8 protein-coding genes are annotated in these 8,769 nt (G+C 66.0%); 7 read left to right on the top strand and 1 reads right to left on the bottom strand.

Annotated elements, in window-relative coordinates; all coding sequences use genetic code 11:
- The first annotated feature begins 91 nt into the window (after positions 1-91).
- The 4 genes from AC1D00_RS14915 to AC1D00_RS14900 all read left to right on the top strand — a co-directional run bounded on the left by AC1D00_RS14915 (position 92) and on the right by AC1D00_RS14900 (position 4,148).
- Complete coding sequence (locus AC1D00_RS14915; RefSeq protein ID WP_477011191.1) at positions 92-1,852, top strand: SulP family inorganic anion transporter; 1,761 nt, start codon at positions 92-94, stop codon at positions 1,850-1,852.
- Between the two features lie 70 nt (positions 1,853-1,922).
- Positions 1,923-2,762: a shikimate dehydrogenase gene (locus AC1D00_RS14910; protein WP_477011190.1), complete on the top strand. Its 840-nt coding sequence runs from the start codon at positions 1,923-1,925 to the stop codon at positions 2,760-2,762.
- A 56-nt stretch (positions 2,763-2,818) separates the two neighbouring features.
- Positions 2,819-3,445: a hypothetical protein gene (locus AC1D00_RS14905; RefSeq protein ID WP_135176566.1), complete on the top strand. Its 627-nt coding sequence runs from the start codon at positions 2,819-2,821 to the stop codon at positions 3,443-3,445.
- A gap of 97 nt (positions 3,446-3,542) precedes the next feature.
- Entirely contained in the window at positions 3,543-4,148 is a 606-nt protein-coding gene (locus AC1D00_RS14900; RefSeq protein ID WP_477011192.1) for a single stranded DNA-binding domain-containing protein, read from the top strand.
- A gap of 59 nt (positions 4,149-4,207) precedes the next feature.
- Here the strand turns inward: AC1D00_RS14900 and AC1D00_RS14895 are convergent, their stop codons facing one another.
- Positions 4,208-5,344: an alpha-hydroxy acid oxidase gene (locus AC1D00_RS14895; RefSeq protein WP_477011189.1), complete on the bottom strand. Its 1,137-nt coding sequence runs from the start codon at positions 5,342-5,344 to the stop codon at positions 4,208-4,210.
- Positions 5,345-5,450: 106 nt separating this feature from the next.
- On the opposite strand from AC1D00_RS14895, the gene AC1D00_RS14890 reads away from it, so the two are divergent.
- The 3 genes from AC1D00_RS14890 (at position 5,451) to AC1D00_RS14880 (ending at position 8,676) form a co-directional block, all read left to right on the top strand.
- Positions 5,451-5,618: a hypothetical protein gene (locus AC1D00_RS14890; RefSeq protein ID WP_167771152.1), complete on the top strand. Its 168-nt coding sequence runs from the start codon at positions 5,451-5,453 to the stop codon at positions 5,616-5,618.
- Positions 5,619-5,839: 221 nt separating this feature from the next.
- On the top strand, positions 5,840-7,183 hold the full coding sequence (gene glmM, locus AC1D00_RS14885; protein ID WP_477011188.1) for a phosphoglucosamine mutase: 1,344 nt from the start codon (positions 5,840-5,842) through the stop codon (positions 7,181-7,183).
- Positions 7,184-7,425: 242 nt separating this feature from the next.
- A complete protein-coding gene (locus AC1D00_RS14880; RefSeq protein WP_477011187.1) occupies positions 7,426-8,676 on the top strand; it encodes an MFS transporter in 1,251 nt (416 codons plus the stop codon).
- The last annotated feature ends 93 nt before the right edge of the window (positions 8,677-8,769 follow it).

Raw genomic sequence — 8,769 nt, 5'->3', positions numbered from 1 at the left:
AGCGTTGATCGTGCTCGGGATCAGAATGACCTAGCGCATCGTCGCGCACGCGGGGGCGCGGGACGCACGATGCTTCGGAGCATTGTGGGGCATGACCATCACAAGCGATCACGCAAGCCGGCTGCATCAGCTGCGTCAGCCGACCTTTGCCGAACTGTACCTGCCAAAGCTCGTCACCGTCTGGCGTGAGGGCTATGGCCTCGCGGATTTCCGCGCCGACGTCTTTGCTGGTCTCACAGTTGCGATCGTGGCGCTGCCGCTGTCGATGGCGATCGCGATCGCCTCGGGCGTGACGCCGGACCGCGGCCTCTACACTGCCGTTGTCGGCGGCTTCATCGCGTCGCTGCTCGGCGGCAGCCGGTTCCAGATCGGCGGGCCGGCCGGCGCCTTCATTGTGCTGGTTGCGGCGACCGCGGAGCGGCACGGCGTCGACGGCGTGATCCTCGCCACCATGATGGCCGGCCTGTTCCTGATCGCCGCGGGCCTCCTGCGTATTGGCACCTACATCAAGTTCATTCCCTATCCGGTCACGGTCGGCTTCACCGCCGGCATTGCCGTGATCATCTTCGCCAGCCAGCTCCGCGATCTCTCAGGGATCACGCTGGCGGGCAAGGAGCCCAGCGAGTTCGTCCCGAAACTCGCCGCGCTGGCCGGAGGCCTGCCTACCGTCAACCCGTCGGCGCTTGCCGTCGCAATCGGCAGCATCGTCATCATCGCCGTGTTGCGGCGCTGGCGGCCGTCCTGGCCCGGCATCCTGATCGCGGTCGTGTTTGCTGCGCTCGCGAGCGCCGTGCTGTCGCTGCCGGTCGAGACCATCGGTTCGCGCTTCGGCGGCATCCCGCGCGAACTGCCGTCGCCGGCGCTGCCCGCGTTCTCGCTTGCGAAGGTGCAGGCGGTGCTGCCGGACGCGATCGCCKTCGCGCTGCTGGCCGCGATCGAATCGCTGCTGTCCGCCGTGGTGGCCGACGGCATGACCGGACGCCGGCACCGCTCCAATTGCGAATTGGTCGCGCAAGGCGTCGCCAATGTCGGCTCGGCACTGTTCGGCGGCATCTGCGTCACCGGCCTGATCGCGCGCACCGCGACCAACATCCGCGCCGGCGCGCGGGGGCCGCTCGCGGGCATGCTGCACTCCGTCTTCCTGCTGCTGTTCATGCTGATCGCAGCACCGCTCGCCAGCTACATCCCGCTGGCCGCGCTCGCCGCCGTGCTGGTCGTGGTGGCCTGGACCATGGCGGAGAAGCAGGAGTTCGTGACGCTGCTGCGCTCCTCCTGGGGCGACGCCGTCGTGCTGCTCGCAACCTTCCTGCTCACGATCTTCCGCGACCTGACCGAAGGCATTCTGGTCGGCTTCGCGCTCGGTGCGGTGCTGTTCATCCATCGCATGTCGGAGATGACCGGCATCGAGGAGCGCACGCCGCTGGTGGCCGCCGACCGTCCCGATGACGGCAATGGCGAGCGCGTTCCCTACGATCCCGCGCTTGCGGTCGATCGCGACGTGCTGGTCTATCGCATCACCGGCGCGTTCTTCTTCGGCGCTGCCTCCGCGATCGGAAGCGTGCTCGACGGCATCGCCGACAAGCGCAAGGGTCTCGTGGTCGATTTCGCCGCGGTGCCGTTCCTGGATTCGACGGCGGCCAACGTGCTCGGCCGCGTCGCCGCCAAGGCCCACCGCCAGGGCATCAGGCTGTTCATCACCGGCGCCTCGCCCGCGGTCCGCCGCGCGCTGCTGACCCATGGCGTCACCCCGCCGCGCGCCCGCTATCGCGAGACCATCGAGCGCGCGGTCGCCGACATCAAGGGCGGTGCGGCAAAGCGCGCGGCCGCCCCGGATGGTGCCGCCGCGCACTAGCGGCGCTGGCGCGCTTGACAGAGCCCGCGGGACGCGAAATGGATCGCCTCGGATACGATCCGGGGAGAAGATGACTGTGACCAAGGCTCCCGCAGCCTGTCTGATCGGATGGCCGGCCGCGCATTCGCGCTCGCCGCTGATCCATCATTACTGGCTGCGCACGCTCGGTATCGCCGGCGGCTATGTCATCGAGGCGGTCCCGCCCGACGATCTCCGCGATTTCGTGCTGCGCTTGTCGCTGCGCGGCTTCGTCGGCGCCAACGTCACCATCCCGCACAAGGAGGGCGTGCTGGCACTGTCGACGCCCGATGCGCGCGCCAAGGCCGTCGGCGCCGCCAACACGCTGTGGTTCGAGGACGGCGAGTTGCACGCGACCAACACCGACGTCGAGGGCTTCATCAACAATCTCGATGCCAGCGCGCCGGGCTGGGACGCGGCCGAGGAGGCGCTGGTGCTCGGGGCCGGCGGCTCTGCGCGCGCGGTCGTGTTCGGCCTGCGCGAGCGCGGCATCAAGCGCATCCATCTCGCCAATCGCACCATCGCGCGGGCCGAGACGCTGGCGAAGGAGTTCGGGCCGAACGTGCAGCCCGTTACGTGGGACGGGATCAACGACGTGCTGCCGCGTGCAAAACTTCTCGTGAACACGACTTCGCTCGGCATGCACGGGCAGCCTTCACTCGATGTTGATGTTGCACGCCTGCCGGAGGGGACCGTCGTCGCCGATCTCGTCTATGTCCCCCTGGTGACGCCGCTGCTCGCCGCAGCAAAGGCACGCAGCCTCAAGACCGCCGACGGGCTCGGCATGCTGCTCCACCAGGCGGTGCGCGGCTTCGAGCTGTGGTTCGGCCGGCGGCCGCGGGTCACGGCCGATCTGCGCGCATTGGTCGAGGCCGATCTCACAAAGACTTGAAAGAATAGCAGGCGATCTTCGGAGTTCTCTATCCGTGGGGACAATCGGAGACAATCATGCCTGTTCAACGTGCAACTTTCACACGTCCGCTCATCGCCGTCGCGATGGTGGCCGCTTCCACCCTCTATGCCTTCGCGCAGAAGGCGCCGGTGCCGACGCGCGTGCGCGGCACGATCGAGCGCGTCGACGGCGACACCCTGCAGGTCAAGTCGCGCAGCGGCGAGGACGTCAAGCTCCACATCGCATCCGATGTGCGCGTGTCCGGCATCACCAAAATTTCACTCGCCGACATCAAGCCAGGCTCCTTCGTCGGCGCCACCACGGTGCCGGGACCTGACGGCGGCGACAACGCCGTCGAGGTGCATGTGTTTCCGGAGAGCATGCGCGGCACCGGCGAAGGCTCGCGCCCCTATGACCTCAAGCCCAACTCCAGCATGACCAACGCCACGGTGTCGGAGAGCGTGGTCGGCAATGACGGCCATACGCTGCTGGTCAAGTACAAGGACGGCGAGAAGAAGGTGTTCGTCCCCGACAACACGCCGGTGGTGACCTTCGTGCCCGGCGACAAGACCGACCTGAAGGCCGGCGCCAAGGTGATCGCCTTCATGAAGCAGTTGCCGGACGGCTCGTTCGAGACCAACCGCGTCAGCGTCGGGCGCGACGGCCTCACGCCGCCGATGTGATCGTCACGGCCGGGAATAGCGGCGGTCACACGGGGTTGCCGTGTTTGACCGTCGCAACGCCCTGGAGGGGACAATCATGCCGAAGCTGAAAAACTGGATGCCGCGCGCCGTCGCGGCAGCCTTCGCGACCTTTATCGCTGTTTCCTCTGTCTCGGCGCAGCAGGCGCCGACAGTGCGCATCCGCGGCGCCATCGCGAGCGTCGACGGCAACATGCTCGACATCAAGACACGCGAAGGCAGCGACGTGAAGGTGCGCATGACCGACAACGTCGCGGTCTTCGCCGTGGTGAAGACGGAACTGTCGGAGATCAAGGAGGGCTCCTATATCGGCGTCACCGCCATGCCCGAGCCCGACGGCACCCAGAGGGCGATCGCCGTGCACATCTTCCCTGAGAACCAGCGCGGCGCGGCCGAAGGCTTTCGGCCCTGGGACGCGCGCGCCAACTCGACCATGACCAACGCGACGGTCTCGCAGACGATCAAGGGCACCGACGGTCAGAACATCACGGTGAAATACAAGGACGGCGAGAAGAAAGTCGTGGTGCCGCCGGACACCCCGATCGTCACCTTCGTCGCCAGCGACAGGTCCGAAATCAAGCCGGGCGCCAGGCTGATCATCTTCGGCGCGGCGAAGAAGGAGGACGGCTCGCTGGAGGCAAACCGCGTCAACGTCGGCAGGGACGGGATTACGCCGCCGATGTGAGGGCGCGCTTGTCCGGGACGACCATGTTGATTGTGGCGCGTTCTTCGCRCCTCAACGCCTCACACCGCAATGATGTGATCGTCGATCTCCTCGATCCTGTTGACGCCGCACAGGCCCATGGTCGTTAGCAGTTCCTTCTGGATGATGTCGATCGCCTTGGCGACGCCGGCCTGGCCGCCGGCGCCCAGGCCATAGGCGTAGGCGCGGCCGATCATGCAGGATTTTGCGCCGAGCGCGAGTGCGCGCATCACGTCCTGGCCGGAGCGGATGCCGCCGTCGAACATGATCTCCATCCTGTCACCGACGGCATCGACGATCTCGGRCAGCACCTCGATCGAGGACGGCGCGCCGTCGAGTTGCCGGCCGCCATGGTTGGAGACCACGATCGCCTGCGCGCCGGTCTTCGCGGCGAGCTCGGCGTCCTCGACGTCGAGAATGCCCTTCAGGATCAGCTTGCCCGGCCAGATGCTGCGGATCCAATCGATGTCGCTCCAGTTCAGCGAGGTGTCGAACTGCGAGTTGATCCAGGTCGACAGCGAGGTGATGTCGTCGCTGACCTTCAGATGACCGGCGAGATTGCCGAAGGTGCGGCGCTTGCCCTGCAGCACACCCGACACCCAGGCCGGCTTGGTGGCGAAATCGATCAGCTTCGAGAGCGACCATTCCGGCGGCACGGTCATGCCGTTCTTGATGTCCTGGTGGCGCTGGCCGATCACCTGGAGATCGACGGTCAGCACCAGCGCCGAGCATTTCGCCGCGATCGCGCGTTCGATCAGCGCCTTGATGAAGCCGCGGTCCTTCATCACGTAGAGCTGGAACCAGAACGGCTTCTCGACGCTGGCGGCGATGTCCTCGATCGAGCAGATCGACATCGTCGACTGCGTGAACGGGATGCCGGCGGCCTGCGCGGCGCGGCAGGCGTGGATCTCGCCGTCGCCATGCTGCATGCCCAGGAGGCCCACCGGCGCGAGCACCAGCGGCATGGTCGAGGGCTCGCCGAGGATCGTCGTCGAGGTGTCGCGCTTGGAGACGTCGACCAGGATGCGCTGGCGGAACTTGATCGCCTGCATGTCCTCGCGGTTGGCGCGCAGCGTCTCCTCGGCATACGAGCCGCGGTCGCAATAGTCGAAGAACGCCTTCGGCACGCGGCGCTGATGCAGCGCGCGAAGATCGTCGATACAGGTGATGTGCTTCATGAACGTGTCCCCGGCCCGTCTCGTATCCGAAAGTCTTGCATCGGAAGATCGAGGGGTCATCTAGCATGGTTGGATGCTCAGCCAAATCGTTTGCGAGGAGGGTGCCATGACGAGGCCGCACGCCGCACCGACACCGGAAGAGATCAAGGAGAAGAAGGACCTCGAGGACGCCCTGGAAGAGGGCCTGGAAGAGACCTTCCCGGGCTCCGATCCCGTCAACGTCACCCAGCCGGCGCCGAGCCGCGCCGACGGCCATGTGAAGCGCTCCAAATAGGGCGGGTTCCGCCCCGTTCATGGTTCCCTAACGGGAAATATAGTGTTAACAATCAGTTAGCGCGGCGAAGCTGGCCCCTATTCCGTAATGATTAATCACATTTTTTGAAGCCAAGTTAGCCGCGATGGCCTTATAAGACCTCAGCAAATCAGGGATGCGGGGCCCGTTCGGGCACTCCGTGGTTGTAGAGGGGATTCCCTGGTTGTTGCGTGGGGGACGATATGAGCCGCAAATATTTCGGGACGGACGGGATTAGGGGCCGCGCCAACGGACTGATCACGCCGGAGCTCGCGCTCAAGGTCGGCCAGGCCGCAGGCCTTGCGTTTCAGCGCGGTGACCACCGCCACCGGGTCGTGATCGGCAAGGACACCCGCCTGTCCGGCTACATGATCGAATACGCGATGGTCGCCGGCTTCACCTCGGTCGGCATGGACGTGCTGCTGGTCGGCCCGATGCCGACGCCGGCGGTCGCGATGCTGACCAAGTCGATGCGCGCCGATCTCGGCGTGATGATCTCGGCCTCGCACAATTTGTTCGAGGACAACGGCATCAAGCTGTTCGGTCCGCAGGGCTTCAAGCTCTCCGACGACGTCGAGAAGCAGATCGAGCAGCTGCTCGACGAGCCCATCGAGAAGCGGCTGGCACAAAGTGCCAGCTTGGGCCGCGCCCGCCGTATCGACGGCGTGCATGACCGCTACATCGAATTCGCCAAGCGCACGCTGCCGCGCGATCTGTCGCTCGAGGGCCTGCGCGTCGTGATCGATTGCGCCAACGGCGCCGCCTACAAGGTGGTGCCCGAAGCGCTGTGGGAGCTGGGCGCCGACGTGGTGCCGATCGGCGTCGAGCCCGACGGCTTCAACATCAACAAGGATTGCGGCTCGACTTCGCCGGAAGCGCTGTCGAAGAAGGTGCGCGAGATGCGCGCCGACATCGGCATTGCGCTGGACGGTGACGCCGATCGCGTCATCCTGGTCGACGAGCGCGGCCATGTCGTCGACGGCGACCAGCTGCTCGCGGTGATCGCGCAGAGCTGGAAGGAAGACGGCCGGCTGTCGCGGCCGGGCATCGTCGCCACCGTGATGTCCAATCTCGGGCTCGAGCGCTTCCTGAAAGGGCAGGGGCTCGATCTCGTGCGCACGCCGGTCGGCGACCGCTACGTGCTCGAGCAGATGCTGAGCGGCGGCTACAATCTCGGCGGCGAGCAGTCCGGCCACATCATCCTGTCCGACTACGCCACCACCGGCGACGGCTTCGTTGCCGCCTTGCAGGTGCTGGCCGTGGTGCAGAAGTCGCGCCGGCCGGTGTCGGAAGTCTGCCACCGCTTCGWTCCGCTGCCGCAGATCCTCAAGAACGTCCGCCACAAGGGCGGTAAGCCGCTCGACGATTCCGACGTCAAATCGGCGATCTCCGACGGCGAGAAGCGCCTCAACGGCCATGGCCGCCTGCTGATCCGCTCCTCCGGCACCGAGCCCGTGATCCGCGTCATGGGCGAAGGCGAGGACCGCATCCTGGTCGAGGACGTCGTCGACACCATCGTCTCGGCGCTCGGACAGGCGGCGGCCTGAGCTCGTAGCCATCCTTCGAGACGCCCGCCTTTGGCGGGCCCTCAGGATGAGGTCTTGTTTCTCGGCGAAATCTGAAACTCTCATGGTGAGGAGCCCTCTCGAACCATGCAGGCCGCGCGGCTTCGCGGTGAAACCGGCCGCGAAGCGCATCCCAGCCATCGACGTTTGGCGGTGGTTCCACCGCCACTTGCATCGTAGTTAGGCGGATGCGGCGGTTCGCCGCGCCTCCTGGGATTGGTCCGTTGAACAAGCCTGTCGTCGTCTCTGAGGAAACGCTGACCGAGCCCGTCGTCGTCAACGACGTCGCGCCCGCTGCCGCCAGGGCTGCGGGGCCGGCCTATGTCGTGCTCGCCGGCATCAGCTTCTCGCACTTCCTCAACGACACCATGCAGTCGCTGATCGCCTCGGTGTACCCGATCCTGAAGGACACCTACGCGCTCGACTTCGCGCAGATCGGCATGATCACGCTGGCCTTCCAGTTCACRGCCTCGCTGCTTCAGCCGTTGGTCGGGCACTACACCGACAAGAAGGCGCAGCCTTATTCGCTGGCGATCGGCATGGCCTCGACCTTCTTCGGTCTCCTGCTGCTCAGCGCCGCGCACCAATATCTCGTCATCCTCGTTGCCGCTGCGCTGGTCGGTCTCGGCTCGGCGGTGTTTCATCCGGAATCCGCGCGCATCGCGCGGCTCGCCTCCGGCGGCCGCTACGGCTTTGCGCAATCGGTGTTCCAGCTCGGCGGCAGTTTCGGCACGTCGATGGGCCCGGTGCTGGCGGCGCTGATCGTGGTGCCGTTCGGGCAGGGCAGCATCGCCTGGTTCTCCTCGATCGCGTTCCTTGCCATCGTCGTTCTCTGGCGCATCGGCCGCTGGTACGCGCCGCAGATCAAGGCGAAGAAGACGGCGGCGGTCCAAGCCCATCCTGATGCGCCGAGCTCGCGCCGCGTCGCGGTCGCGCTCGCCGTGCTGGTGGCGCTGCTGTTCTCAAAACAGCTCTACGTCTCGAGCCTGTCGAGCTACTACATCTTCTATCTGATCGACCGCTTCGGCGTGTCGACGCAGGCCGCCCAGATCTATCTCTTCGTCTTCCTTGCCGCGAACGCGGTCGGCGCGTTTCTCGGTGGTCCGCTCGGGGATCGCTTCGGGCGCAAGATCGTGATCTGGATCTCGATTCTGGGCGCGCTGCCGTTCACGCTGGCGCTGCCCTATGCCGGGCTCTACGCCAGCGCGGTGCTCAGCGTCATCATCGGCCTGATCATCTCCTCGACGACGTCGTCGATCATCGTGTTCGCGCAGGAACTGGTGCCGCACCGCTTCGGCATGATCTCCGGCGTGTTCTTCGGCGTCGCCTTCGGCATCGGCGGCCTGGGCGCGGCCGTGCTCGGCAAGCTCGCCGACCACACCTCGATCGAGTTCGTCTATCAGGTCTGCGCCTATCTGCCGGCGATCGGGCTGCTCGCGGTGTTCCTGCCGAAGCTGCCGCGGCAGACGCGTTAACGGATCCTGTTTCGCTGCATTGCGGCTTCATACATTGTTAGTAATTGGGACGCGAGGCGCTGCATTTTTGCAATGCGACCGCCGCATCCCGCG

This window comes from Bradyrhizobium sp. P2_E8, from assembly GCF_056403875.1.
The sequence above is the reverse complement of the archived record's forward strand: the minus strand, read 5'-3'. Positions and strand labels throughout refer to the sequence as shown.

Coding starts and splice junctions, on each gene's coding strand:
- AC1D00_RS14910 (WP_477011190.1), top strand. CDS start 1,923: ATGACTGTGACCAAGGCTCCCGCAGCCTGTCTGATCGGATGGCCGGCC.
- AC1D00_RS14905 (WP_135176566.1), top strand. CDS start 2,819: ATGCCTGTTCAACGTGCAACTTTCACACGTCCGCTCATCGCCGTCGCG.
- AC1D00_RS14900 (WP_477011192.1), top strand. CDS start 3,543: ATGCCGCGCGCCGTCGCGGCAGCCTTCGCGACCTTTATCGCTGTTTCC.
- AC1D00_RS14890 (WP_167771152.1), top strand. CDS start 5,451: ATGACGAGGCCGCACGCCGCACCGACACCGGAAGAGATCAAGGAGAAG.